This window comes from Variovorax sp. OV329, from assembly GCF_900114785.1.
GTDB lineage: Bacteria > Pseudomonadota > Gammaproteobacteria > Burkholderiales > Burkholderiaceae_C > Variovorax.
In genome coordinates, this window is the sequence record NZ_FOUG01000019.1 from 43,938 (window position 1) to 69,322 (window position 25,385).

At 68.5% G+C, this 25,385-nt stretch carries 19 protein-coding genes and 1 rRNA gene; 9 read left to right on the forward strand and 11 right to left on the reverse strand.

Annotation, left to right across the window (positions count from 1 at the left end; all coding sequences use genetic code 11):
• The first annotated feature begins 53 nt into the window (after window positions 1-53).
• Window positions 54-1,388 (forward strand): PQQ-dependent sugar dehydrogenase, encoded by a 1,335-nt coding sequence (locus BM345_RS24505; protein WP_093384946.1) that lies wholly within the window; start codon window positions 54-56, stop codon window positions 1,386-1,388.
• 169 nt (window positions 1,389-1,557) lie between these two features.
• Window positions 1,558-2,412: a DMT family transporter gene (locus BM345_RS24510; RefSeq protein ID WP_093384949.1), complete on the forward strand. Its 855-nt coding sequence runs from the start codon at window positions 1,558-1,560 to the stop codon at window positions 2,410-2,412.
• Here BM345_RS24510 and BM345_RS24515 read toward each other — a convergent pair whose 3' ends face one another.
• Entirely contained in the window at window positions 2,413-3,423 is a 1,011-nt protein-coding gene (locus BM345_RS24515) for a zinc-binding alcohol dehydrogenase family protein (protein WP_093384952.1), read from the reverse strand.
• 92 nt (window positions 3,424-3,515) lie between these two features.
• Between BM345_RS24515 and BM345_RS24520 the strand changes: the two genes are divergently transcribed.
• The 4 genes from BM345_RS24520 to cutA are packed head-to-tail and all read left to right on the forward strand — an operon-like array spanning window position 3,516 to window position 5,923.
• On the forward strand, window positions 3,516-4,436 hold the full coding sequence (locus tag BM345_RS24520; RefSeq protein ID WP_093384955.1) for a LysR family transcriptional regulator: 921 nt from the start codon (window positions 3,516-3,518) through the stop codon (window positions 4,434-4,436).
• A 9-nt stretch (window positions 4,437-4,445) separates the two neighbouring features.
• Complete coding sequence (locus BM345_RS24525; protein WP_093384958.1) at window positions 4,446-5,267, forward strand: creatininase family protein; 822 nt, start codon at window positions 4,446-4,448, stop codon at window positions 5,265-5,267.
• 52 nt (window positions 5,268-5,319) lie between these two features.
• Window positions 5,320-5,571, forward strand: coding sequence for a GlsB/YeaQ/YmgE family stress response membrane protein (locus BM345_RS24530; protein WP_093384961.1), 252 nt, complete (start codon window positions 5,320-5,322; stop codon window positions 5,569-5,571).
• Between the two features lie 4 nt (window positions 5,572-5,575).
• Window positions 5,576-5,923, forward strand: coding sequence for a divalent-cation tolerance protein CutA (gene cutA, locus BM345_RS24535; RefSeq protein WP_093384963.1), 348 nt, complete (start codon window positions 5,576-5,578; stop codon window positions 5,921-5,923).
• Here cutA and BM345_RS24540 read toward each other — a convergent pair.
• Entirely contained in the window at window positions 5,914-6,588 is a 675-nt protein-coding gene (locus BM345_RS24540) for a histidine phosphatase family protein (protein WP_093384966.1), read from the reverse strand. The genes cutA and BM345_RS24540 overlap by 10 nt on opposite strands.
• 253 nt (window positions 6,589-6,841) lie before the next feature.
• Here BM345_RS24540 and BM345_RS24545 point away from each other — a divergent pair, with 253 nt between their 5' ends.
• On the forward strand, window positions 6,842-11,680 hold the full coding sequence (locus BM345_RS24545; RefSeq protein ID WP_093384968.1) for an autotransporter outer membrane beta-barrel domain-containing protein: 4,839 nt from the start codon (window positions 6,842-6,844) through the stop codon (window positions 11,678-11,680).
• A gap of 17 nt (window positions 11,681-11,697) precedes the next feature.
• Here BM345_RS24545 and BM345_RS24550 read toward each other — a convergent pair whose 3' ends face one another.
• Genes BM345_RS24550 through BM345_RS24580 form a run of 7 tightly spaced genes read right to left on the reverse strand, consistent with a single transcriptional unit; the run spans window position 11,698 to window position 17,875 of the window.
• Complete coding sequence (locus BM345_RS24550; RefSeq protein ID WP_093384971.1) at window positions 11,698-12,408, reverse strand: VOC family protein; 711 nt, start codon at window positions 12,406-12,408, stop codon at window positions 11,698-11,700.
• A gap of 35 nt (window positions 12,409-12,443) precedes the next feature.
• Window positions 12,444-13,418 carry a threonine dehydratase gene (locus BM345_RS24555; RefSeq protein WP_093384973.1) on the reverse strand — a complete coding sequence of 325 codons (975 nt, stop codon included), beginning with the start codon at window positions 13,416-13,418 and terminating at the stop codon, window positions 12,444-12,446.
• Window positions 13,419-13,440: 22 nt separating this feature from the next.
• On the reverse strand, window positions 13,441-14,406 hold the full coding sequence (locus tag BM345_RS24560) for a PhzF family phenazine biosynthesis protein (RefSeq protein ID WP_093384976.1): 966 nt from the start codon (window positions 14,404-14,406) through the stop codon (window positions 13,441-13,443).
• Complete coding sequence (locus BM345_RS24565) at window positions 14,403-15,044, reverse strand: glutathione S-transferase (protein ID WP_093384979.1); 642 nt, start codon at window positions 15,042-15,044, stop codon at window positions 14,403-14,405. Before BM345_RS24565 ends, BM345_RS24560 begins: the two co-directional genes overlap by 4 nt.
• Window positions 15,045-15,084: 40 nt before the next feature.
• On the reverse strand, window positions 15,085-16,296 hold the full coding sequence (locus BM345_RS24570; protein WP_093384981.1) for an aminotransferase-like domain-containing protein: 1,212 nt from the start codon (window positions 16,294-16,296) through the stop codon (window positions 15,085-15,087).
• Entirely contained in the window at window positions 16,293-17,279 is a 987-nt protein-coding gene (locus BM345_RS24575; protein ID WP_093384984.1) for a DMT family transporter, read from the reverse strand. The genes BM345_RS24570 and BM345_RS24575 overlap by 4 nt, the downstream gene beginning before the upstream one ends.
• Window positions 17,276-17,875, reverse strand: coding sequence for a LysE family translocator (locus tag BM345_RS24580; RefSeq protein WP_093384987.1), 600 nt, complete (start codon window positions 17,873-17,875; stop codon window positions 17,276-17,278). The genes BM345_RS24575 and BM345_RS24580 overlap by 4 nt, the downstream gene beginning before the upstream one ends.
• 99 nt (window positions 17,876-17,974) lie before the next feature.
• Between BM345_RS24580 and BM345_RS24585 the strand changes: the two genes are divergently transcribed.
• Window positions 17,975-19,396: an aminotransferase-like domain-containing protein gene (locus BM345_RS24585; RefSeq protein ID WP_093384989.1), complete on the forward strand. Its 1,422-nt coding sequence runs from the start codon at window positions 17,975-17,977 to the stop codon at window positions 19,394-19,396.
• Window positions 19,397-19,441: 45 nt separating this feature from the next.
• Here BM345_RS24585 and BM345_RS24590 read toward each other — a convergent pair whose 3' ends face one another.
• Window positions 19,442-21,193, reverse strand: a complete 1,752-nt coding sequence (locus tag BM345_RS24590) for a phospholipase D family protein (protein WP_093384992.1) — start codon at window positions 21,191-21,193, stop codon at window positions 19,442-19,444.
• 51 nt (window positions 21,194-21,244) lie between these two features.
• Window positions 21,245-23,134, reverse strand: coding sequence for an ATP-binding cassette domain-containing protein (locus BM345_RS24595; protein ID WP_093384995.1), 1,890 nt, complete (start codon window positions 23,132-23,134; stop codon window positions 21,245-21,247).
• 670 nt (window positions 23,135-23,804) lie between these two features.
• Between BM345_RS24595 and BM345_RS24600 the strand changes: the two genes are divergently transcribed.
• Window positions 23,805-25,339 (forward strand): 16S ribosomal RNA (locus BM345_RS24600).
• The last annotated feature ends 46 nt before the right edge of the window (window positions 25,340-25,385 follow it).

Below are 25,385 nucleotides of genomic sequence, written 5' to 3' on the forward strand. Positions count from 1 at the left end.
GAATTGGCCGCCCGGCGCCCATCATCGTCTGGCTGTCACCCAAGGAACCTGCCATGTCGACCCTGCATCTTCCCGTCCGCCTCGCCTGCCTGTCGGCGATGGCGCTGGCGCTCGCCGCCTGCGGCGAAACCGCCAAGCTGCCCTTCGACGCCGGGGTCGGCCCCAGCCCGCAATTGCCACCGCCGAACAAGACCCTGCTGCCCACCATGAAGGTGTCGACCGCCATCGGCTGGACGGACAAGGCGGCGCCCACCCCCGCGTCCGGCTTCAAGGTCGCGCCGATGGCGCGCGCGCTGGACCATCCGCGCTGGGTCTACGTGTTGCCCAACGGCGATGTGCTGGTGGCCGAGAGCAACAAGCCGCCCAAGCCGAAGGAAGAACAGTCGCTGTTCGCCAAGGTGCGTGGAATGGTGCAGGGTGCGGTGATGAAGCGGGCCGGCGCCGAGGTGCCCAGCGCCGACCGCATCACCCTGCTGCGCGACACCGATGGCGACGGCGTGGCCGATTCGCGCACCGTATTCCTCGAGGGCCTTCATTCGCCATTCGGCATGGCGCTGGTGGGCAACGAACTGTTCATCGCCAATGCGAATGCGCTGGTGAAGGTGCCCTACAGCGCCGGCCAGACCACCGCCGGCGCCGCGCCGGTGAAGGTGACGGACCTGCCGGCCGGCGTGAACCACCACTGGACCAAGAACGTGGTCGCCAGCCCCGACGGACGCAAGCTCTACGTGACGGTCGGTTCCAACAGCAACGTCGGCGAGCGTGGTCAGGAAGCCGAGGAAGGCCGTGCCGCGATCTGGGAGGTGGACCCGAAGACCGGCAGCAAGCGCCTGTTCGCCTCCGGACTGCGCAACCCCAATGGCATGGCCTGGGAGCCGGCCAGCGGCACGCTGTGGACGGTGGTGAACGAGCGCGACGAGATCGGCAGCGACTTGGTGCCTGACTACCTCACATCGGTGCGCGACGGCGCCTTCTACGGCTGGCCCTGGAGCTACTACGGCAGCCACGTGGACGAGCGCGTCAAGCCGCAGCGGCCCGACATGGTGTCCAAGGCCGTGGTGCCCGACTACGCACTGGGCACCCACGTCGCGGCGCTGGGCCTGAGCTTCTCCGATGGCCGCGGCATGCCGCCGGCCTTCGCCTCCGGCGCTTTCATCGGGCAACACGGCTCGTGGAACCGCCGTCCGCAGTCGGGCTACAAGGTGGTGTTCGTGCCCTTCCAGGGCGGGCGGCCGTCCGGGCCGCCGGTGGACGTGCTCACCGGCTTCCTCAGCGAGGACGGCAAGGCCCAGGGGCGCCCGGTGGGCGTGACGCTGGACAAGTCCGGGGCCCTGCTGGTGGCGGACGACGTGGGCAACGTGGTCTGGCGCGTGTCGCGCGCGCAGTGATCAGGGCGGCGGACGACTGGCTGTCCGCAGCGACCGTCCAGGCGACGCATCCAGCAGCGAAGCCGTGGCCCGAGGCGGCCATGGCGGGAGCGCGAGGCCCATCCCCCGCCAGAGGCGCCCGCGCCAAACACCTTGGGCGAGGTTGGCGTGACGGGCCTATAAAGCGGCCATGCCCGTGCTCCGCACCGCCCTGCTGACCGCGGCGGCCATGCTGGCCTTTGCCGCCAACTCCATCCTGTGCCGCCTCGCGCTGGCGCAGGGCGCAATCGACCCGGCCAGCTTCGGCAGCATTCGGCTGGTCTCAGGCGCGCTGATGCTGCTGCTGGTGCTGCGCTTGCGCCCGGCCTTGGCTGCCAGCGGAGCACGCGCGGACTGGCTGGCATCGGCCATGCTCTTCGCCTACGTCGCCTTCTTCTCCTTCGCCTACCTGAGCCTGCCGGCGGGCACCGGTGCGCTGATCCTGTTCGGTGCGGTGCAGCTCACCATGCTCGCCGCCGGCTTGCGCGCGGGCGAAAGCTTCGGCCGGGCGGGCTGGCTGGGCTTCGTGCTCGCGGCCGGCGGCTTCGTCGGCCTGGTGGCGCCCGGCGTCAGCGCGCCTGCGCCGACGGGTGCCGCGCTGATGGCGCTCGCGGGCGTGGCCTGGGGCATCTATTCGCTGCGTGGGCGTGGCGTGGCCGATCCGCTGGCGGCCACCGCCGCCAACTTCCTGCGGGCGGCGCCGCTGGCGCTGCTGCTGAGCCTGCTGCTGGCATTGCAGGCGCATGCCGACCTGAGGGGCGCGCTGCTGGCGGTCGCGTCGGGCGCCATCACTTCCGGGCTGGGCTACGTCATCTGGTATGCCGCGCTGCCAAGGCTGGGGGCCTTGCGCGCCGCCACCGTGCAGCTGTCGGTGCCCCTGATCGCCGCCCTGGGTGGCGTTCTCTTCATGGCGGAACAGCCCGGGCCGCGCCTGGTGCTGGCGGGCGTGGCCATCCTGGGTGGAATCGGGCTGGTGTTGCTCGGGAAAAAGCGGCGCCCCGTCTGATCAGAAGCCCTGAAGCACCACCTTGCCTTGCGCCCGGCCGCTCTCGACCAGCGCATGAGCCCGGCGCAGGTTGGCCGCGTTGATCACGCCGAAGTTCTCGCTCGCGGTGCTGCGGATGCGGCCATCGTCCACCAGCGCGGCCACCTCGGCCAGCAGCTTGCCCTGCTCGGCCATGTCGGACGTCTGGTAGCGCGAGCGCGCGAACATCATTTCCCAGTGCAGCGACAGGCTCTTGGCCTTCAGCGGCATCGCGTCGAGCGTGGGCATGTCGTCGATCACGGCGATCTTTCCCTGCGGCTTGAGGGCCTCGACGATCTGCGGGTAGTGCGTGGCGGTCTGCGTCAGGCTGGCGACCATGTCCACCTCGCCGATGCCGGCTGCGCGCAGGCCCTCGGTGAGCGGGCGCGAATGGTCGATGACGATGTGCGCGCCCAGCGCCAGGCACCACTCCCGCGTCTGCGGCCGCGAGGCCGTGGCCACGATGCGCAACTGGGTGAGGTGGCGCGCCAGCTGAATCAGGATGGAGCCGACGCCGCCGGCGCCGCCCACCACCAGCAGCGTCTGGTTCGAGCCGCCGCCGCGCGCCACGCCCAGGCGGTCGAAGAGCAGCTCCCAGGCGGTGATGGTGGTCAGCGGCAGGGCGGCGGCCTGGGCGTCGTCCAGGCTGGCTGGAGCGCGCGCCGCAATGCGTTCGTCCACGACGTGAAGCTCCGAGTTGGCGCCCGGCCGCACGATGGAGCCGGCGTAGTAGACGCGGTCACCCGGCGCAAATCCCTGTACCTGCGGACCCACGGCCTGCACGGTGCCCACTGCGTCCCAGCCCAGCACCTTGGCCTGGCCAGCCTCCGGCTGGCTGTGGCGGCGCACCTTGGTGTCGACCGGGTTGACCGAGACGGCGCCCACCCGAACCAGCAGGTCGTGGGGGCCGGCGACCGGCTCTGGCAGGTCCAGGTCCTGCAGGGCTGCCGGATCGTCGATGGGAAGGGATTGGTAGTAGCCGATGGCTTTCATGGCAAACCTTTGTAGTGCGTGAATCGATGAAGCCGGAGCGTATGCTCGCAATGGATGGTTGATAAGTTGGTCAAAATCGAGATCATCTTCAAATGAAAATTGATAATCTGGGCGACCTGCAGGTGCTGCTGCACACCGCGCGCACCGGTACCCTCAGCTCCGCCGCGAGGGCGCTGGGCATGACGCCCGCGGCGGCCAGCGCCGCCCTCAAGCGGCTGGAGGCGCAATTGGGCGCGCGCCTGTTCGAGCGCTCGACCCGCGCCATGCGGATCACCCCGCAGGGCCAGACGCTGCTGGACTACGCCGGTCGTGCCTTCGAATTGCTGGCCGAGGGCGAAGCCCTGGTGGTGGCCGACCGCGGTGCGCTGGTCGGCGGCATCCGCGTGGCAGCGCCCTCGGACCTCGCGCGCAACGTGTTGCTGCCCTGGTTCGATGCCTTCCTGGCGCTGCATCCCGGCGTCGAGCTTGCCCTGTCGGTGGGCGACCGCCCCCTGGACGTGACGCGCGACGAGGTCGATGTTGCCCTGCGCTACGGCCCATTGGCCGACTCGCGCCTGGTCGCCCGGCCACTGCAGCAGTCGCGCCCGCGCCTGTTCGCCTCGCCTGCTTACCTGGCGCGGCATCCGCCGCCGCGCACGCCGCAGGACCTGCTTTCACACAACTGCCTCACCTTCCACCGCGGCGGGCGGCGCCAGCAGGTCTGGCGCTTCGGCCTCAAGGGCCAGTGGGTCGACGTGCGGGTGCAGGGCGACCGCAGCAGCGACGACGCTTCGCTGGCCCGGCTGTGGGCGCTGGCGGGCCAGGGCATCACCTTCAAGTCGGAGCTGGACCTGCGCGCCGAGGCGGCCCGCGGCGAACTGGTGGAACTGCTGCCCGAATGGGACACCGAGCCTTATCCGCTGCATGCCCTGCTGCCCAGCGGCCGCTTCGTGCCGGCGCGGGTGCGCGCCCTCATCGACTTCCTGATAGCGTGCTTTGCCGCCGGCCACGCGCCCGCTGCCCCTGCTCACTAAGATGCGGGGATGACTGCACCGCGCCACCGCTTCTGGGCCCAGCTGGGCACCCGCGACTTCGCCGCCCTCGACCCGGCGACCGCGGTGGCCGTGCTGCCCCTGGGCGCCACCGAGCAGCACGGGCCGCACCTGCCGCTGGGGGTGGACAGCGCGCTGGTCGATGGCATCGTGCAGGCGGCGTTGCCTCAGCTGCCTGCCGAACTGCCGGTGCTTTTCCTGCCCACGCAGCAGATCGGCCTGAGTCCCGAGCACGCGCGCTTCCCCGGCACGCTCACGCTCTCGGCCGAGACGCTGATGCGCATGTGGAAGGAGATTGGCGCCGGCGTAGCCCGCGCCGGCGTGCGCAAGCTGGTGCTCTTCAATGCGCACGGCGGCCACGTGGGCGCCATGGACGTGGTGGCGCGCGAACTGCGCGAGGCTCACGACCTCATCGTCTACAGCGTGAGCTGGTTCAACCTGCCGCTGGGTGAGCTGGCGCCAGGGCGCTTCGACGTGCACGCCGGCGAATCCGAGACGGCCATGATGCTGGCACTGGCGCCGCAGCTGGTGCGCATGGGCGCCGCGAAGAACTTCGATTCCACCTCGCAGCATCGGGCCGACGCCTATCCGCTCTTGGGCAATGGCCGCAGCGCCAAGCTGGGCTGGGCCATGCAGGACTACAACGCCGAGGGCGCCGCCGGCAACGCCGCCGCGGCGACGCCACAGCAGGGCCAGGCCCTGGTGGATGCGGCCGCGCGGCAGCTGGCGCTGCTGCTTGCGGAGGTGTCGCGGCTTCCGCTGACAACGCTGGTGGACGCGCCACGCTGGACCGATCCGAAGCCGCCGCTATGATGGCCCGGACCGGCCGCACCGCAGCCGGCTACCTCTAAGAAGGGCCGCAGTCATGAGCATTGTCTGGACCATCCTGATCGGCTTCGTCGCGGGGCTCATTGCCCGCGCCATCAAGCCGGGTAACGACTCGATGGGGATCATCATGACCACCGTCGTCGGCATCCTTGGCGCGCTGGCTGCCACCTATCTAGGCCAGGCCATGGGCTGGTACACCGCCGGCCAGGGCGCCGGCTTCATCGCCTCGGTGGTGGGCGCCATCGTGCTGCTGTTCCTCTGGAGCCTGATCGCGAAGAACAGGTCCTGAGCCCATGAGCGCTGCCCCCGCGGACCATCCCTGTGTCGTCACCACCGCCCTCGGCACCGAGGACGAGGCCGAGTCGCTCGCGGGCGCGCTGGTGGAAGCCGGCCTGGCCGCCTGCGTGCAGGTCATGCAGGTTCGCAGCATCTACCGCTGGAAAGGCGAGGTGAAGCGCGAGCCCGAATGGGTGCTGCTGGTCAAGACCCGCAGCGCGCTCTTCGAGAAAATCGAGGCGCTGATCCGCGAGAGGCACAGCTACGAACTGCCCGAGATCCTGCAATTACCCGTCAGCGGCGGCTCGCCCGACTACCTGCGCTGGCTTCTCGAGGCCACCCCCGGCAAGCCTCCTCAGGCGTAGCTGACCCAGTCTTCCCATGCCGGACCGTCCAGGTGCGGCAGGGTGTTGTAGGTCAGCAGCATGTGGCGCTTGGGTGTGAAGGCGAATTCGGTCACCGCCGTGTTGCGGATGCGCAGGTTCAGCTCGATGGTCGTCTCCGGGCTGGTGCCCAGCACGTGCCCGACAGCCGTGCTGATCGGCCCGCCGCTGGAAACCACCAACACCTTCGCGCCGTGGTGGCGGTCGCGCACGTGGTCCAGGGCTGAAGTCACCCCCGTCAGGAAGTCCAGGTAGCTGGGCATGCCCGTTGGGGCGGTCCTGCCCTGCATCCAGGCGCCCAGGCCGTCGCGCAACAGGCGGAAGTGGTGCCTGTACATCTCCGGCGTGTCGGGCCTGGCCAGCTTTTCGGGGTGGATGGCGGCGATCACCGCCTCGCTGTCGTACTCGTTCAGGCCCGGCCAGGGCAGCACGTCGTCGCGCGTGAGGCCCAGGCCCTTGGCGATGCCCTCCCAGGTCTGGCGGTGGCGCTTGAGGGTGCCGGTGATGACAGCGTCGAACTGCATGCCCCGCTCGCGCCAGTACTCGCCCAGGCGCTCGCTCTGGCGGCGGCCGAGGTCACTGAGCTGGTCGTAGTCGTCGGCGCCGAAGGAGGCCTGGCCGTGGCGCACGAGGTAGAGGGTTCCCATGCCGGGAATTCTGGCAAAGGGCCAACGCCAAGTCGGTCTCTTCTGCGACCGGAAGATCTATCACATTTCGTGACAATGTTCACGCATGAGAACTTTTGACCCACATCCGTAGATACGAGACGTTTCATTCGTATCTGTTAGTGCGATAGTTAACACTTAGTACTAATTGATTCATGCCGCCGGCCTTCGCCCGACGGCATCCCATGCGGGTCCGCTGACCTCCCGGCGTTCTCGGCACGGGAAGGAAAAACGAATGAACACTTCTTATCGCAGCATTTATAGCCACGTTCTAGGTACTTGGGTCGCAGTTGCAGAAAACACGCGCGCGCATGGCAAGCGCGCCGGCTGCGCTGTCGGATTGACCGCAGCGCTGGCGCTGCTCGCCGCCACGCCGGCAGGCGCACAGAGCACGGTCTACTGGGATCAGAACGGCATTGCATCCGGGTCCGGTGCCGTGCCGACTGGGACTTGGAGCACCAGCACCGGCGGTTGGACGGAATCCGCCACGGGCACCACCGGCACCTCCGCGCTCTGGGTAAACAACGGCTCACACGCAGTTTTCTCCGCTGGCGCCGACGCAGTCGGCAACTACACCGTCACGGTGGACAACGTGTCGGCCGGTGCGGTCTTCTATCGGAACGCTGCACCGAGCAGCCAACTCACGCTCACCGGCAGCACGCTCACCCTGGCCGCCAACACCGGTATCCCCCAAGTCGATGTGGCCAGCGGAACCCTGCGCATCGACTCCGGCATTGCCGGCACCCAGGGCCTGCAAAAGACCGGGACCGGCACGCTGGTGCTTTCCGGGACCAACAACTACACCGGCGGCACAACGATTACCGGCGGAACGGTCGATGTTTCCAGCACCGCGAACATCGGTGGCCCCACCGCCGGCCTCGCCTTCGACGGCGGCGCCCTGCGCCTGAACGCCAGCAACTTTGCATCCGACGGCACCGTGCAACTCACGGGCGCCGGCGTCATCGACGTCAACGCGACTCAGGACAACTGGCTGGGCGGGCGCATCACGGGCGCGGGCTCCCTGGCGCTCGTCAACACGGGTGCGGCGGTGTTCGACGAGACCCTGCGCATCACGGTCGGCGGCAAGACCAACGACTACACCGGCGGCACGCGCATCGGCATCCAGGGCGTGCTGGACGCGCGCACCAACGCGCGGGTGTGGAACTCGGCCAGCGCCCTGGGCACGGGCCCGGTGAACATCTACTTCAACAGCGAGCTGAAGTTCTACGGCAGCGATTCCAGCGCCAGCGGCCTGAGCATCACCACCCACGAGTCCAGCAACCATCTGGGCACCAACTCGGGCGTCTACTTCGAAGGGGGGGCGAACGCCGGCAATGCCCACCTCACCAACCAGGCCCAGGGCAGCTACGTCATGTTCGACACCGGCACCAGCGCCGCGAACGCACGGATCGACAACTTCGGCGGCCGTGTCAACTTCTTCAACGGCAGCAGCGGCGGCAACGCCACCATCACCAACGGCGCGGTCACCGGCAGCCCGGCCATCGGCGGCATGGTCGACCTGCGCGATGCCGACATGTCCGGAACCACGGTGGTCAACAACGCCGGCACGGTGTTCATCAGCAACGCGACGACCGGCGTGGCGATCGGCTCGCTCAGCGGCGCGGGCGCGGTGGCGCTGGGCAGCAAGCAGCTGACCGTGGGCGGGCTCGGCCAGAGCGCTGCCATCAGCGGCCGCATCTCGGACGCCGGCAGCGGCTACCTCGACATCTTCGGCGGTACCTACGTGATTCCGGCCGCCGCCGCCGGCGGCTCTCTGGTGAAGGTGGGCGCCGGCACGCTGACCCTGAGCGGCAGCAATGACTACACAGGCACCACGACCGTCAACGCCGGCACCCTGCGCGTCGAAGGCGACCAGTCGGCCGCCACCGGCACCACCACGGTCAACAGCGGCGGCACGCTCAGCAGCAGCGGCACCGGCGTGGTCGGTGGCGCGGTGAACGTGCTGGGCGGCGGCACGCTGGCCGGCAGCGGCACGGTGCTGGGCGCCGTCAGCATTGCCAGCGGCGGCCACCTGGCGCCGGGCAACAGTCCCGGCACCCTCACCCTGGGCTCGCTGGCGCTGGTCCCGGGCTCGCAGATGGACTTCGAACTGGGCCAGGCCGGGGTGCCGGGCGGTCCGCTCAACGACCTGGTCAACGTCACGGGCAACCTCACGCTGGCCGGAACGCTGAATGTGGCCACCCCGTCGGGCGGCACTTTCGGTCCGGGCCTGTACCGTCTCTTCAATTACGGCGGCACCCTGGTCAACAACGGAGTGAGCTTCGGCACCGTGCCCGGCTCGGCCGCCGACCTGTACCTGCAGACCTCGGTCGCCCAGCAGGTCAACCTGGTCAACAGCACCGGCGTGCAGCTCAATTTCTGGGACGGCAGCAACCTGACCAGCATCAACAACGGCCAGGTCGACGGCGGCTCGGGCGTGATGCAGCTGGGCGCAGGCCTGGACCGCTGGACCACCGCCAGCGGCGCGATGAACGCGCCCTGGCTCAACGGCGGCTTCGCGATCTTCCAGGGCACGCCCGGCACGGTCACGGTGAGCAATGCCGGCGGCGCCGTCGAATTCAGCGGCGCGCAGTTCGCGGTGGACGGCTACACCCTGGCAGGTGCCCCCATCACCACCAACACGCCGGCCACGATCATCCGCGTGGGCGACGGCACTGCGGCTGGCGCGGGCTACACGGCCACCGTCAGCGCGCAGGTCACCGGCAGCGGCGGCCTGGTCAAGCAGGACCTGGGCACGCTCGTGCTGTCCGGCACCAACGACTACACCGGCGGCACGCACCTGGACGAAGGCACGCTGCTGGCCAACAACAACCAGGCACTGGGCACCGGCACGCTCACCATCCAGGGCGGCACGCTGGGCAGCCAGACCCACGCCGTGCTGGCCAACGGCGTGGCGGTGGCCGGCGACTTCGCGGTCGCCAACGCTGGCGCGACGCCAGGCCTCACGCTGGCCGGCAACGTGGCGCTCGACGTCACGGCCAAGGTCACGCAGACGACCGCCGGCACGGTGGATTTCGCCGGCGTCATCAGCGGCGGCAGCAACGGCCTGACGCTGGACGCCACGGCGGCCGGCGCGCGCTACATCTATTCGGGCAGCGCTTCCAACACCTACACCGGCGCCACCACGGTGCAGGGCAATGCGGTTCTGGAACTGGCACGCACCGGCGGCGCCACGGCGGTCGCAGGCGACCTGAACGTCGCGGGGCAGGGCGCCGTGCTTCTCAACGGCAGCGAACAGATCGCCAACACGGCGACCGTCACGCTCAACGGCAGCGGCCAGGGCGGCAACGACGCCCTGCAGTTCGCCGGCGCCGGCCTGACCGAAACCGTGGGCACGCTCATGGGCAGCGGCAACGTCGGCCTGGCCGGCAGCAAGCTGGTGGTGGGCAGCGGCGACTTCGGCGGCCAGATCCGCGACAACGGCGCGGTCGGCGGCGGCATCGAGAAGGTCGGCAGCGGCGTGCTGCGCCTGTCGGGCGCCAACAGCTACAGCGGCGCCACCACCGTCACCGGCGGCACCCTGCAGGCCGGCGCGGCCAATGCCTTCAGCGCCAACTCGGCCCACAGCGTGGCCAGCGGCGCGGTGCTGGACACCGGCGGCTTCAGCCAGACGGTCGCGTCACTGAGCAACAGCGGCACCGTGTCGCTGCTGGGCAGCGCGCCGGGCTCCTCGCTCACCGTACGCGGCGCCTACGTGGGCAACAACGGCCTGCTGCGCGTGGGCACGGCCCTCAACGCCACCGGTCCCTCGGACCGCCTGGTGATCGACGGCGCCACGGCCTCGGCGAGCGGCCGCACGAACGTGCAGGTCACCAACCTGGGCGGCCTGGGCGCGCTGACCACGGGCGCCGGCATCGAGGTGATCGCCGCCCGCAACGGCGCCACCACCACCGCGCAATCCACCCGCGACGCCTTCACCCTGGTGGGCGGCCACGTGGACGCCGGCGCCTACGAGTACCAACTGCAGGCCGCCGACCAGAACGGCGCCGGCGAAAGCTGGTACCTGCGCTCGCATTCCACGGCGGTCCCGCCCACCGACCCGTCGGTGAACCCCAACCAGGCGCCCGGCGTCTCGCCGCAAGAGACGCCCCGCTACCGCGCCGAGGTGCCGCTGTTCGCCGCCGTGCCCGCGCAGCTGCGCCAGGCCGACCTGGCGATGCTGGGCAACCTGCACCGCCGCATCGGCGACGACGATGCGCGCCTGCCGGGCGTGGACTTCGGCGAGCGCCGCGCCTGGGCGCGCCTGATCGGCGCCGACCTGGACGTCCGCCAGGAAGGCACCGTGTCGCAAGCCAGCAGCGGCCACCTGCAGGGCCTGCAGGCCGGCACCGACCTGTTCGCCATGCCCTCGAGCAACTGGCGCGCCGGCATCTACGTCGGCCAGATGGACGGCGATGCCGACGTGAGCGGCCTGGCGCGGGACGGCTGGGGCGCGGTCGGCAAGACCGACCTGCGCTCGCGCTACGTCGGCGCCTATGCCACCTACGCCGCGCCCACCGGCTTCTACGCCGACGCGGTGCTGCAGTACGGCCGCCACGACTACACCCTGCATCCGGACGGCAACTCGCCGGTCACCGGCAAGGGCGATGGCGTCCAGGCCTCGATCGAAGTGGGCCAGTCCTTCCCGCTCGGCGGCGGCTGGTTCATCGAGCCGCAGCTGCAGCTGATCCACGAACAGCTGAACCTGGACGGCGTCAACCTGGCCGGCACGCAGGTCAACAGCGACGCCGACAGCGGCTGGATCGGCCGCGCCGGCGTGCGCATCAAGGGCGAGATGAGCACCGGCATCGGCCGGCTGCAGCCCTATGCCCGCGTGAACCTCTACCGCACCTCCAGCGGCCAGGACCTGGTGCGCTTCAGCACGGCGGCGGCCAGCACCACCGTCTCCAGCGCCACGGGTTCCACTTCGGCCGAGCTGGCGGGCGGCCTGACGCTGACGCTGAACCAGAGCATCAGCGTCTATGGCGAACTGGGACGGCTGTTCGACGTGGGTGGCGACACCCGCGTGAAGTCCTCGGTCGAAGGCTCGGCCGGGCTGCGGGTGCGCTGGTAAGCGATGGGTGCGGGGCCTCAGTGGCCCTGCGACTCCAGCGTGACGAGGCCGCGCGGCGTGCGCAGCGTGGCCACCAGGTCGGGTGGCCCGCGCTGCACGTCCACGCCAGCCAGCCCGATGCGGCCGTAGGCCTCGCGCAGCAGTTCCGCGCGTGGATGGCGAGCGGCCAGCGACACCAGTTCCAGCCCGCAGACCGGCATGCTGTCGGTGGGATGCACCGCGCCCCATTCGATGAGCGTCGGCAGCGCGCCGTACATCAGGCGCTGGCCGTCATCGCGCACGGTGATGCGCCATTCGAGCCGGCCAGCCGGCGTGTCGCGCGCAGCCTCGATCACCGTGCCGCGGTCGATGCCCGGCGCACCGCCGGCTAGGGCCTGCACGGCACGCTGCGCATCCCCCACGCGGGCAACGAAATGGATCAGGCGCGGGCCCTCGCGCTGCAGGGTGGCACGCAGCGACTCGTCATCCAGGTCGAACCAGCGCTTGAGCCCCTTGGCCCGCGTCGGCGGCTTGCCGCGCTCGATGGCGATCAGTTCCAGGTAGGTGCGCGCAAAGCCCTGGCCCGAGCACAGCAGCAGCCGGTTGTGCGTGCCCATGAGCGGGTGCGTACCGCCCGGCCCGGGCAGCAGGCCCAGCGTGGCTTCGCACCACGTCACGCATTCATCGAGCGTTCGGCCGGCCACCACCAGGTGGTCGACTTCGGCATGCGGCGTGGCGGGCTTGGACATGGCGGCGATTCTGGCAGCGCCACGCCCGCCGCGGACTAGCTGGCCTGCAGAACCTTGGCGAACACCGGGGCATCGACGTTGCCGCCGCTCACGGTGATGCCCACGGTCTTGCCGGCCCATCGTGCGCGCTGCTGCAACGCGCCGGCCAGGGCGGCGGCGCCTGCGCCCTCGGCCAGGTTGTGGGTGTCGCGGTAGAGGGCGCGCATGGCGTGGGCGACTTCCTCGTCGGTGACGGCGATCACTTCCTCCGCCTCGCTGCGCACGATCTCCAGCGCCTGCGCATCCGGCGAGCGGCAGGCCATGCCGTCGGCCAGCGCGGTGTTGGCTGGCGCCCGCACCACCTGGCCGCTGCGCCAGGATTCGAGGTAGGCCGGCGCGTGCGCCGACACCACGCCCACCAACTTCGTCGACATCACGCCGCAATGCGCGCGTGCCGCCGCCGCGGCGGCAAAGCCTGAGCCCATGCCGATGGGGACGAAGACCACGTCCGGCACCGCGTCCGCCTTCTTCAGGTGCTCGAAGAACTCCACCCAGTAGGTGCTCACGCCGCGCACCAGTTCGCGCGCGAAGGAGGGAATCATGTGCAGGCCTTCGTCGGCCGCGCGCTGGCGCGCATGGTCGGCCGAGGCCTGGAAGTCCTCGCCGTGCTCCACCAGCTCCACGCCCAGGGCGCGCATGGCCGCGTTCTTCTCCACCGAGTTGCCGTGCGGCACCACGATGGTGGCGGTTAGACCTTCGCGCGCCGCCGCCAGGCCGATGGACTGGCCGTGGTTGCCGCGGGTGGCGCTGATCACGTGGCGCAGCGCAGGTTGTTCGCGGCGCAGCGTCTGCAGGTAGGTCAGGCCGCCGCGCATCTTGAAGGCACCGGCTGGCGTGTGGTTCTCGTGCTTGACCCACACCCGGCTGCCCAGGCGCTGCGCCAGCAGGGGCCAGGCGTACTGCGGCGTGGGCGGCATCACCGAATAGACGGTGCGCTGGGCGTCTGCGATCTCCTCGGGCGTGAACCGCATGGGCGCTTCCTTGTTCCTGAAATCAGAGCGTGGCGTGGCCGTCGATGCAGATGACCGAGGCGCCGCCCACCCACACCTGGCCGCTTTCGTCGCGCTCGATGCGCACCCGGCCGTCGCGCCCCAGGCACTGGCCCTGCGCCGCCACGTAGGACAGCGGCATGCGGTCGTCGGCGATGAGCCACTGCGCCAGGCTGGCATTGAGGCTGCCGGTGACCGGGTCTTCGTCGATGCCGGTGGCCGCGGCGAATGCGCGCACTTCCAGGTCGGCGGTGCAGGCCGGCGGCAGCGCATGCTGCTTGCCGCTGCGGCCGGCGCCGCCGGCGAAGGCGCGGGCCTCGCGGTTGGAGCGGCCGATGAGGGCGGGCGCTTCGTCCAGCGTGGCGGTCGGCAGGCCCGCCACGCCGATCTTCAGGCCGATGTCCTTGAGCACGCGGTGGTCCGGCGACAGGGCCAGCACCGTGTCGGCGTCTTCCAGCAGCAGGCCCAGCCAGGTGGTGCCGTTGTCCAGCATCTGCGCAGCGATCACCTGGTGCGCCTTCAGGCCGAGCGCGGCCGCCACCTTGGCCAGCACCGTGGGGCTGGGCGAACTGCGGCGCAACGGCGGCGCCTCGAAGGCCAGGCTGTTCGCCTCGCCCGCATTGCGGCGGATGCGCACCAGGCCGACCTTGCATTGCTGCACGACAAGGTTGCGATTCTTCGGCGCGTTGCCGGCGGCCAGCCAGGCGTGGCAGGTGCCCAGCGTCGGATGGCCGGCAAAGCCCAGCTCGCCGCCGGGCGTGAAGATGCGCACCTGGTAGTCGGCGCCGGCCTCGGTGGCCGGCAGCACGAAGGTGGTTTCCGACAGGTGGGTCCAGCGCGCGAAGCGCTGCATCTCCTCGTCGGACAGGCCGCTGCCGTCCAACACCACGGCCAGCGGGTTGCCGAAAAAGGGCGTGTCGGTGAAGACGTCGAGCTGCGTGAAGGGGCGGGAGCGGGCCATGGCCGTCATTCCAGTGTGAGGTCGAGCACGCCCAGCGCGCCCGAGCGCGTGCGCAGCTGGCCGAACCAGCGCTCGACGTTCGGCCACGAGGGCCGGGTGTACTCGGTGGGCGGCAGGCCGAACCAGCGATGCGCCTCGCAGCCCAGCGGGATGTCGGCCATGGTGAAGCTGTCGCCCAGCATGTACTCGTTCTTCGCAAGGTGGCGGTCCAGCAGTGCGAAAAGCGGCTCGGTCGCGGCGATCGACTGCGCCAGCACCGCGGCGTCGCGCTTGTCGGCCGGCGTGCGCACCAGCTGGATGAAGCCGGGGCTGCCGGCGCGGTTCAGCGTGGTCTGCTGCCAGTCCATCCACCGCTCGGCGTCGAAGCGCGCGGGCAGCTCGTTGGGATAGAGCCCGCCGGGCGCGTACCTGGCGCTCAGGTAGCGCACGATCACGTTCGATTCCCACAGCTCCACCCGCTGCGCGCCTTCGCCGTCCTCGATGGCCGGCACCAGCGAGTTGGGGTTGATCTGGCGGTACTCGTCGGTCTGCACCACGCCGAACTTGCCGCCAGCCTCGGTGCGCTGGAAGCTCAGTCCGAGCTCCTGCGCGCACCAGACCACCTTGCGGACGTTGATCGAACTGATACGGCCCCAGATCTTCAGCATGGCGTGCGTTTCCTCGTGTGTTGGATGAGTGTGTGGCGGCTCAAGGCGTGGCCGCCAGCAATTGTTCCGTCTTTGCGGCCACCACGTGGGCCAGCTGCTCGCGCACGGCACCGGCCAGGGCGGCAATGGCCTTGTCGATCTCTTCCTCGCTTGCGGTGACGAAGGACAGGCGCATGGTGCGCGCATCGCCTTCGCCGGCGTAGAAAGGCAGGCCTGGCACGAAGGCCACGCCGCGGTCCACCGCCTTGGGCAGCAAAGCGACCGTGTCCATGCCTTCGGGCATTCGCAGCCACAGGAACATGCCGCCGGCGGGAACATTGAACTCCACGTCCAGGCCCTTCATCTCGCGGCGCAGCGCGGCCACCATGGCATCGCGCTGGCCCTTGTAGCGGGCGCGGATGGTGGGCACGTGGCGCTCCAGGAAGCCGTCCTTCATCACCTCGCACACCATGCGCTGGTTGAAGATGGGGCTGTGCAGGTCGGCCGCCTGCTTGGCCTGAAGCAGCTTGGGGTAGATGGACTTGGGCGCCACCATGAAGCCCAGGCGCAGGCCGGGCGCGAGCACCTTGGAGAAGGAGCCCAGGTAGATGCAGCCCTCGGGGTTGCGCGCCGTCAGCGGCAGCGGAGGGGCCTCGTCGAACCACAGCTCGCCGTAGGGGTTGTCTTCCACGATGGGCAGGCCGGCCTTCTTCGCGGCGGCGATCACCGCCACGCGGCGTGCTTCGGTCATGGTGCGGCCGGTGGGGTTCTGGAAGTTGGGCAGCAGGTAGGCGAAGCGCGCGCCCTCGGCCTTGGCGGCCAGGTCCTCGGAAATCACGCCTTCGGCATCGCTGGCCACCGAGACGGCCTGCGGCTCCATCGGCGAGAAGGCCTGCAGCGCGCCCAGGTAGGTGGGCGTTTCCACCAGCACGCGGCTGCCCGGGTCCAGCAGCACCTTGGCGATCAGGTCCAGGCCCTGCTGCGAGCCGGTGGTGATCAGCACCTGGTCGGGGTCCACTTTCCAGGGCAGCATCTTCGCGACCGCCTCGCGCAGCGGCGCATGGCCTTCGCTGGCCGCGTATTGAAGGGCGGCCTCGCCGTCGTTGTGCAGGACCGCGGCGCAGGCCTCGGCGAAGGCCTTCACCGGGAAGGTCTTGGGCGAGGGCAGGCCGCCGGCCAGGCTGATGATGCCGGGGCGCTCGGTGACCTTGAGGATTTCGCGGATCACCGAGGGGTTCATCTTTTCGGCGCGTGCGGCGAGTTTCCAGTTCATGGCTTTTCCTTGGGGGTTGCGGTCGTCGGGGATTCGGATGGCAGCGATGGGCGCGCCTGGGACAGCTTCTTGCCGGCCACCACGGTGGCCACCACGGCGCCGGCGAAGCCGATGGTGAGCATGTCGATGGATTCTCCCAGCAGCGGCAAGGCCGCCAGGATCGAGAGGAAGGGCTGCAGCAACTGCGTCTGGCTCACCCGCAGCGCGCCGCCCAGGGCCAGGCCTCGATACCAGGCGAAGAAGCCCATCCACATGGAGAAGACCCCCACGTAGCAGAAGGCCAGCCAGGCCGAGGTGGCCACCGGCTGCTGCGGCCACAGCCAGATCGCGCCAGGCAGGGTGAAGGGCAGTGCAATCACGCAGACCCAGCAGATCACCCGTTCCGCGCCCAACTCGGGCGTGACCTGAGCACCGTAGATGTAGCCGAAGGAAGCGGCCAGCACGGCGGCCACCAGCAGCACGTCGGCCCACTCGAAGAAGGAAGCACCCGCGCCGCCCTGGTGGGCGCGGATGAGCGAGAAGGCCACCACCAGCGCGCTCCCCGCCACCGCGCACAGCCAGAAGCCCAGGCGGGCGCGCTGGTGCAGCACCCAGGCCGCGACGGCGGCGGTGGCCAGCGGCAGCAGCGCCGTGACGACGGCCGCATGGCTGGCGCTGACCACGCGCAGGGCGTAGGCCAGCAGCAGCGGGTAGCCCAGCGCATTGCCCAGCACCGCCAGCGACAGCGGCTTCCAGTGATGGGACCTGGGCAGCGGCGAGCGCGTCGCCAGCAGGAACGCGAGCGAAAGAACGCCCGCCAGCGCCGCGCGGCCCAGCGTCACGAACCAGGGCGAGAGCTGGGGTGCGGCCTGCGTGCCGGTGGCCAGTCGCGTCATCGGCAGGGTGAGCGCGAAGATCGCGACGCCCAGCACGCCCAGCCACATGCCTAGCGTTTCATCGCGCAGGCCGGCGCTGCGCCGGGGGCTCACGGTGGTGCCGCTCATACGCGTGCCATCCAGTAGGCGGTGAGCACGAGCACGAGCGCCATCGCGCGGTTGAACCACAGCAGGCGCCGGCCCTGCGCCAGCCAGTTGCGCAGCAGGGCGCCGGCCAGGGCGTAGGTGAAGTTGCTGGTGAAGGCGTACATCAGCATCACCGGCGCCACGATGACGAAGCGGTGCAGCGCATCGGGCTGCCCGACGATCCAGCCGGCCGCGATGGTGAGGGCCAGCAGCCAGGCCTTGATGTTGAGGAACTGCAGCGCCACGCCCTGCCAGAAGCCCACCCGCAGCGGCGCGTCCTTGGCCGAAGCGAGCGAGCCGCTGCCCGCCAGCTTCCAGGCCAGGTAGAGCAGGTAGGCGATGCCCACGGCCTGTACGGCGATGCGCAGCGCCGGCGCCGCCATCACCAGGGCGCCGACGCCGGCGGCGCACAGGGCCAGCAGCAGCGTCCAGCCCACGGGCACCGCGAAGATGAAGCGCATGGCCCGCGGCAGCCCGCCGTTGGCGGCCAGGGTGGTCGACAAGGTGGTGTTGGGGCCGGGCGAGAAACTCATCGCCGTGGCCAGCACCAGCAGCGCGGTGAATTCTTGCCAGTTCATTGGGCACACTTTAAACTTGGTGACCATTACAGTACCAGTACAGACGGGCACACAACGTCCCGAGCTGTATCGGTTCTCCGCTAGACACAGATTGGCGCCATGCTGACCCGCACCTCCGGCCTATCGCTCACCGACCAGCTTTCCGCCCGCTTCGCCGAGCGCATCCGCACGCGCCTGCTGCCGCCGGGCGCACGGCTGCCTTCGGTGCGCGAATGCGCCCGCCAGCAGGGCGTGAGCCCGCACACCGTGGTGGCAGCTTACGACCAGCTGCTGGCCCAGGGCCTGGTGGAGGCACGTCGGCAACGCGGCTTCTTCGTGCGCGACGTCGCGCCGCCGCAGGCCGCAGCGGCCACCGTCCCGCGCGCCGGCGGCATGCCTGCGGCGCCGGTGGCGGCCGATGCCAGCTCCCTCATCCGCGGCATGTTCCACCGCCAGAGCGACAAGCCGCAGCCGGGCATGGGCGTGTTCCCGCCCGACTGGATGGAATCGACCTTCATGCCGGCCGCGGTGCGCCGCGTCACCAGCGGGCCGATGCTGCAGGAACTGTCGCTGCAGTACGGCGACCCGGCCGGCGACCTGGCGCTGCGCCAGAGCCTGTCGCAGAAGCTCATGGGCATCAACGTCCCGGCAGGGCCCGACCAGATCATCACCACCGTGGGCGCCACGCATGCGCTGGACATCGTCAGCCGCACGCTGCTGCGGCCCGGCGACCCGGTGATGGTGGAGGAGCCGGGCTGGGCCATCGAGTTCGCGCGGCTGGAATCGCTGGGCATGCGCATCCTGCCGGTGCCCCGCCGCGCCGACGGGCCGGACCTGGAGGTAATGGCGCGCTACTGCGAGGCCGGCGAGGGCCACCGCCCCAAGCTCTTCGTGAGTGTCAGCGTGCTGCACAACCCCACCGGCTACAGCCTCACGCCGGGCAGCGCGCACCGGGTGCTGCAACTGGCCAACCAGCACGACTTCCACATCGTCGAGGACGATACCTACAGCCACCTGGCGCCGGACCACGCCACGCGCCTGAGCGCCATGGACGGTTTGCAGCGCACGATCTACGTCGGCGGTTTCGCCAAGATCCTGGCGCCCAACTGGCGCATCGGCTTCATGGCCGCGCCGCCGCAGGTGTTCGGGCGCCTGCTGGAAACCAAGCTGATGGCCACGCTCACCACGCCCGCCATCTTCGAACGGGCGCTGGCCTGGTGCATCGACCAGGGGCAGCTGCGCCGGCATTGCGAGCGCATCCGCGCGCGGCTGGATGCGGCGCGTGCCCGCACCGTCAAGCTGGCGCTGGCGGCCGGCTGCTCCTTCGCGGCCGAGCCCGCGGGCCTGTTCGGCTGGGTGGAGACCGGCATTGACACCGACGCCATGACCCAGCGCATGCTGGACGAGGGCTTCCTCATCGCGCCGGGCTCGCTCTTCCATGCGCGCCGCCCGCCCAGCACCCTGATGCGGGTGAACTTCGCCACCGCGCAGGACGCGGCCTTCTGGAAGACCTTCGCGCGGGTGCGCGACGAGCTGCGCTAGAAGACCGGGCGGCTGAAGCCGACGCTGCGTCTGCCGCCCAGGCGCCTAGAGCAGGCGGTCGGGCGCGAGCGGCCCGATCACCCGCACCATCATGCGTTGCTTGAAGGTGGTCTGCGGCTCGGTGCTGCTGTCCTTCAGACCGCTGCCCTCCGGCGCGCGCCAGACCAGCTTGCCGTCCACTTTCTCCACGCGCCATGAGCCGGTGCGAAAGCTGGCCTCGATGCGCTCGTTGGCCTGGCGCGCCAGCTCGTCGCTGCGGATCAGCAGCGCGATCTCGGTGTTCTGCAGCTGCGAGCGCAGGTCCAGGTTCATCGAGCCGATGACGATCAGCCGCCCGTCGATGGTGAGCAGCTTGGAATGCAGCATGGAGCGCGAGGCGCCGCCGACCGCCGAACTGCCGGAGCTGCCGGAGCTGCCGAAGGGGCTGGAAGACTTGCCGGCGCCGCTTGAGGAGCCCGACATCCCGCTGCCGCTTCCCGACTTGCTCATGGCCGCCGCCGCCTCGGGGTCGCTGCGCATTTCGTGGAGCTCCACGCCCATCGCCAGCAACTCCTCTCGATGCCGTGCATAGCCCGCGTGAGCGGCGACCGCGTCGTTGGACGCCAGCGAGTTCGTCAGCACCCGTACCTTCACGCCGCGCGCGCGGGCAGCGGCCAGTGCCCGTTTCATGTCGGTGCCCGGCACGAAATAGGGCGAGACGATGTTGAGTTCCGTGCGCGCACGGTCGAACAGGCTCAGCAGGCCGTCGACCACGCTGTCATCGTCGCTGGCCGCCGCCTTGATCGGGCCGGCGGTATTGCCGCTGCCGCGCACCACCAGCCCCGGCTGGGCCGCGCTGCCGGTCTGGCCACCGCTGCCGGCCGGGATCTTGCCGGGCTTGTCCGCCAGCATGACCGCCGGCGCCCAGACGAAGCGGACCTTGCGCAGGTCCATCGGCGTGTCGTCGGGAGCCGGGGGCTTGTCCTTGCCGGCCTTCTCTTCGTCCTCCCGCTCGCGTTTCGCGTCGGCGCGGATCTTGTCGATTTCCTCGCGCGAGACCAGGGACTGCACTGGGTAGGCGAGCTGGTTGTTCCAGTAGTCGTCGAAGCTGCGCGACAGGTCCTTCACGATCGGCCCGGCGGCCAGCACGTCGACGTCGACGAAGTTGGCGTCCGTGCCGGCGCCGAAATAGGCATCGCCCAGGTTGCGTCCGCCGGTCACGCCCATCGCGTTGTCGGCCAGGAAGAGCTTGTTGTGCATGCGCTGCTGCAGCTGGCCGGCGTCGTCCACGGCGTTGAGCATGCGGGCGGCGACCGAGCTGCGCGAGCCCGCCAGCGGGTTGAACATGCGCATCTCGATGTTCGGCTCGAAGGCCAGGCGCATCACCGAGGCATTGCGGCCGGTGCTGTGCAAGTCGTCCAGCAGGATGCGCACTTTCACGCCGCGCCCCGCCGCCTCGTGCACGGCCCGCAGCAACTGGCCGGAGCTGGCGTCGGCGTGGATGGCGTAGTACTGCAGGTCCAGCGTCTTCTGCGCCGCGCGCACCAGCGCCAGGCGGGCGGCATAGGCGTCCTGCGCGCCGGCCAGCAGCAGGTAGCCCGAGACCTCGCCGGCGCCCGCGCCACGCCGTGCCGACTGGGTGAGCGCGCCCAGATCGGTGCTTTCCGGGTTTGCGAAGGCCTTGGAGACCGGTCGTTCAACCTGTGCCGGCAGCTCCGCGCAGCCGCCCACGAACAGGATGAGCGCCGTTGCCAGTGCAAGCCAGCGGCGGCCCGAAAACCGGAGGGAAGGCAGGGGGAGCGCTAACGGGACGTTCATGGAGGGCATCTTCTGGTGGGTTGTGAATGCTTTGGCGTGGTCGCCGGGCGGTTATCGGGTGGCGCTGCCGAGTTCCTCCCAGCGCTCGAGGGCGGCCATCAGCTCGTCATCGATGCGGGCGTGGCGCTCTCCCAGCTCGGCGGCACGTCCCGCCTCGTTCATATAGATGGCGCCGCCGTCCTGGGCCAGGGTCTCGGAGATCTGCTTCTGCTCTTCTTCCAGCTGGGCGATGAGGCCGGGCAGCGCCTCGAGCTCGCGCTGATCCTTGTAGCTGAGCTTGCGGCGGGCGACGGCTGTCTGGGCGGCGGGCGGTGCCACGGGAGAGGGCGCCACCGGCTTGGGCGCGGGTGCGCGCTGGGCCGCGAACTCGCGCGAGCGCTGCGACTGCGTCAGCCAGTCCTGCACCCCGCCTTCGTACTCGCGCCAGCGGCCCTCGCCCTCGAAGGCGATGGTGCTGGTGACCACGTTGTCCAGGAAGGTGCGGTCGTGGCTCACCAGGAACACGGTGCCGTCGTAGTTCTGCAGCAGGTCTTCCAGCAGCTCGAGGGTGTCGATGTCCAGGTCGTTGGTGGGCTCGTCCAGCACCAGCACGTTGGCCGGCCGGGCGAACAGGCGGGCCAGCAGCAGGCGGTTGCGCTCGCCGCCGCTGAGCGAGCGCACGGGGGAGGTGGCGCGGGCGGGCGAGAAGAGGAAGTCCGACAGGTAGCTCTTCACATGCTTGCGCTGCTTGCCGATCTCGATCCATTCGCTGCCGGGGCTGATGAAGTCCTCCAGCGTGGCATCCAGGTCGAGGGCGTCGCGCATCTGGTCGAAATAGGCCACCTGCAGGTTGGCGCCGCGGCGCACCTTGCCGGTGTCGGGCTCCAGCTCGCCCAGGATCAGCTTGAGCAACGTGGTCTTGCCGGCGCCGTTGGGTCCGATCAGGCCCACCTTGTCCCCGCGCAGGATGGTGGCGCTGAACTGGCGCACCACGACCTTCTCGCCAAATGCCTTGGTCGCTTCGGTCAGCTCGGCCACGATCTTGCCGCTGGGCAGGCCGGAGGCCACATCCATGTTGACGCTGCCCAGGGACTCCCGGCGGCTGACGCGACGCTGGCGCAGGGCTTCCAGGCGGCCGATGCGGCTCTGGCTGCGGGTGCGACGGGCTTCCACGCCCTTGCGGATCCACACTTCCTCCTGGGCCAGCAGCTTGTCGGCCTTGGCATTGATCACCTGCTCCTGGGCCAGCTGCTCTTCCTTCTGCAGCTGGTACTGGGCGAAGTTGCCGGGGTAGGAGCGCAGCAGCCCCCGGTCCAGCTCCACGATGCGGGTGGCGACACGGTCCAGGAAGGTGCGGTCGTGGGTGATGGTGACCACGCTGCCCTTGAAGTCGATCAGCAACTGCTCCAGCCATTCGATGGAGTCGAGGTCCAGGTGGTTGGTGGGCTCATCCAATAAAAGCACGTCGGGCGCCGTCACCAGCGCTTGCGCCAGGGCGACCCGCTTGCGGGTGCCGCCCGAGAGGGAGCCGACGATGGCGTCGGCATTCAGATGGAGGCGGTCCAGCGCCTCCTCGACCCGCTGCTCCCAGTTCCAGGCGTCGAAAGCCTCGATCTCTGCCTGCAGGGCGTTCAGGTCGGCGCCCTCAGGGGCATTCAGGTACTTGTCCCGGGAGGCGATCACATGGGCGAGGCCCTCGCTCACGGAAGTGAAGACAGTGGCTTCAGGATCCAGGAGGGGTTCTTGCGCCACGTAGGCGACGCGCACGCCCTGCTGGAACTGCAGGGTGCCATCGTCCGGGGTCTCCAGTCCCCCCAGGATCTTGAGGAGGGAGGATTTGCCGGCGCCATTGCGGCCGATGAGGCCCACACGCTCCGCCGACTGAAGGGAGAACTCCGCATGATCGAGCAGTGCAACGTGGCCGTAGGCCAGCTGGGCATCTAGTAAGGTAAGTAAAGCCATGGGCCGGGATTATCCAAAGCGTGCCCCGGCATCCTGCCCAGTCGTGTTCGAACGGCGTGTCAGCGGCCGCCGCAAAAAAATGTTCATAGGTACTTTCCCAGGGCCCAAAAACTGGCATAGAATCGTGGGCTCGGCAGTACACAACAAGTGAACTGATTGCAGCGGGATTCAGTGCAATGCGCAGATTCCCGATTTGACCAATTAAGGTTGATGCAACGAACCGAAAAAACTTCTTGGAAGTTGCGCGAAACGAAAATTTCGTGTCATAATTCAAGGCTCAGCTCAAAACGAGCTGCCCGAGGCAGGCAAGACGATAAGTCAGGTTTGCAAGGGGTGCCAGGCAGCCAAGGCTGCGGGTGCTTCGAGAGGGTGGTGTGAGGTGAGCAAGCAGGTCGAAAGACCCGCAGGTTTGACAGGGTATTAAATACTGTGTCATAATCGAAGGCTCCGCTGATCGCAGCGGACGGCGCAAGAAGATCGAAAGGTCGAGCGGCGCGAAGAGATCGTTAAAAATATACAGCCGATAAGCGTGGGCGTTTGAAGGTAATTGCCAAGTTCTTCGGAACTAAGTCGCAAGACTTTAAACGCTCATGAGAATAGAAGTGAAGTTCACTTCAATTCCGTTTTTGTGAGTTTTGCTTGATCGCGAGATCAGGCGCAAATCAAGATCGAACTATAGAGTTTGATCCTGGCTCAGATTGAACGCTGGCGGCATGCCTTACACATGCAAGTCGAACGGCAGCACGGGAGCAATCCTGGTGGCGAGTGGCGAACGGGTGAGTAATACATCGGAACGTGCCCAATCGTGGGGGATAACGCAGCGAAAGCTGTGCTAATACCGCATAAGATCTACGGATGAAAGCAGGGGATCGCAAGACCTTGCGCGAATGGAGCGGCCGATGGCAGATTAGGTAGTTGGTGGGGTAAAGGCTCACCAAGCCAACGATCTGTAGCTGGTCTGAGAGGACGACCAGCCACACTGGGACTGAGACACGGCCCAGACTCCTACGGGAGGCAGCAGTGGGGAATTTTGGACAATGGGCGCAAGCCTGATCCAGCCATGCCGCGTGCAGGATGAAGGCCTTCGGGTTGTAAACTGCTTTTGTACGGAACGAAAAGTCTCTTTCTAATAAAGAGGGATCATGACGGTACCGTAAGAATAAGCACCGGCTAACTACGTGCCAGCAGCCGCGGTAATACGTAGGGTGCAAGCGTTAATCGGAATTACTGGGCGTAAAGCGTGCGCAGGCGGTTATGTAAGACAGTTGTGAAATCCCCGGGCTCAACCTGGGAACTGCATCTGTGACTGCATAGCTAGAGTACGGTAGAGGGGGATGGAATTCCGCGTGTAGCAGTGAAATGCGTAGATATGCGGAGGAACACCGATGGCGAAGGCAATCCCCTGGACCTGTACTGACGCTCATGCACGAAAGCGTGGGGAGCAAACAGGATTAGATACCCTGGTAGTCCACGCCCTAAACGATGTCAACTGGTTGTTGGGTCTTCACTGACTCAGTAACGAAGCTAACGCGTGAAGTTGACCGCCTGGGGAGTACGGCCGCAAGGTTGAAACTCAAAGGAATTGACGGGGACCCGCACAAGCGGTGGATGATGTGGTTTAATTCGATGCAACGCGAAAAACCTTACCCACCTTTGACATGTACGGAATTTGCCAGAGATGGCTTAGTGCTCGAAAGAGAACCGTAACACAGGTGCTGCATGGCTGTCGTCAGCTCGTGTCGTGAGATGTTGGGTTAAGTCCCGCAACGAGCGCAACCCTTGTCATTAGTTGCTACATTTAGTTGGGCACTCTAATGAGACTGCCGGTGACAAACCGGAGGAAGGTGGGGATGACGTCAAGTCCTCATGGCCCTTATAGGTGGGGCTACACACGTCATACAATGGCTGGTACAAAGGGTTGCCAACCCGCGAGGGGGAGCTAATCCCATAAAACCAGTCGTAGTCCGGATCGCAGTCTGCAACTCGACTGCGTGAAGTCGGAATCGCTAGTAATCGTGGATCAGAATGTCACGGTGAATACGTTCCCGGGTCTTGTACACACCGCCCGTCACACCATGGGAGCGGGTTCTGCCAGAAGTAGTTAGCCTAACCGCAAGGAGGGCGATTACCACGGCAGGGTTCGTGACTGGGGTGAAGTCGTAACAAGGTAGCCGTATCGGAAGGTGCGGCTGGATCACCTCCTTTCTGGAAACCGCAATTTAATTTAAACGCCCACACTTATCGGTTGTTG

Bases quoted from the DNA above. Each gene is read 5' to 3' on its own strand.
- BM345_RS24510 (WP_093384949.1), top strand. From the start codon at position 1,558: ATGCCCGTGCTCCGCACCGCCCTGCTGACCGCGGCGGCCATGCTGGCC.
- cutA (WP_093384963.1), top strand. From the start codon at position 5,576: ATGAGCGCTGCCCCCGCGGACCATCCCTGTGTCGTCACCACCGCCCTC.
- BM345_RS24565 (WP_093384979.1), bottom strand. From the start codon at position 15,044: ATGCTGAAGATCTGGGGCCGTATCAGTTCGATCAACGTCCGCAAGGTG.
- BM345_RS24540 (WP_093384966.1), bottom strand. From the start codon at position 6,588: ATGGGAACCCTCTACCTCGTGCGCCACGGCCAGGCCTCCTTCGGCGCC.
- BM345_RS24550 (WP_093384971.1), bottom strand. From the start codon at position 12,408: ATGTCCAAGCCCGCCACGCCGCATGCCGAAGTCGACCACCTGGTGGTG.
- BM345_RS24525 (WP_093384958.1), top strand. From the start codon at position 4,446: ATGACTGCACCGCGCCACCGCTTCTGGGCCCAGCTGGGCACCCGCGAC.
- BM345_RS24530 (WP_093384961.1), top strand. From the start codon at position 5,320: ATGAGCATTGTCTGGACCATCCTGATCGGCTTCGTCGCGGGGCTCATT.
- BM345_RS24520 (WP_093384955.1), top strand. From the start codon at position 3,516: ATGAAAATTGATAATCTGGGCGACCTGCAGGTGCTGCTGCACACCGCG.
- BM345_RS24585 (WP_093384989.1), top strand. From the start codon at position 17,975: ATGCTGACCCGCACCTCCGGCCTATCGCTCACCGACCAGCTTTCCGCC.
- BM345_RS24580 (WP_093384987.1), bottom strand. From the start codon at position 17,875: ATGAACTGGCAAGAATTCACCGCGCTGCTGGTGCTGGCCACGGCGATG.
- BM345_RS24595 (WP_093384995.1), bottom strand. From the start codon at position 23,134: ATGGCTTTACTTACCTTACTAGATGCCCAGCTGGCCTACGGCCACGTT.
- BM345_RS24515 (WP_093384952.1), bottom strand. From the start codon at position 3,423: ATGAAAGCCATCGGCTACTACCAATCCCTTCCCATCGACGATCCGGCA.
- BM345_RS24570 (WP_093384981.1), bottom strand. From the start codon at position 16,296: ATGAACTGGAAACTCGCCGCACGCGCCGAAAAGATGAACCCCTCGGTG.
- BM345_RS24555 (WP_093384973.1), bottom strand. From the start codon at position 13,418: ATGCGGTTCACGCCCGAGGAGATCGCAGACGCCCAGCGCACCGTCTAT.
- BM345_RS24505 (WP_093384946.1), top strand. From the start codon at position 54: ATGTCGACCCTGCATCTTCCCGTCCGCCTCGCCTGCCTGTCGGCGATG.
- BM345_RS24560 (WP_093384976.1), bottom strand. From the start codon at position 14,406: ATGACGGCCATGGCCCGCTCCCGCCCCTTCACGCAGCTCGACGTCTTC.
- BM345_RS24545 (WP_093384968.1), top strand. From the start codon at position 6,842: ATGAACACTTCTTATCGCAGCATTTATAGCCACGTTCTAGGTACTTGG.
- BM345_RS24590 (WP_093384992.1), bottom strand. From the start codon at position 21,193: ATGAACGTCCCGTTAGCGCTCCCCCTGCCTTCCCTCCGGTTTTCGGGC.
- BM345_RS24575 (WP_093384984.1), bottom strand. From the start codon at position 17,279: ATGAGCGGCACCACCGTGAGCCCCCGGCGCAGCGCCGGCCTGCGCGAT.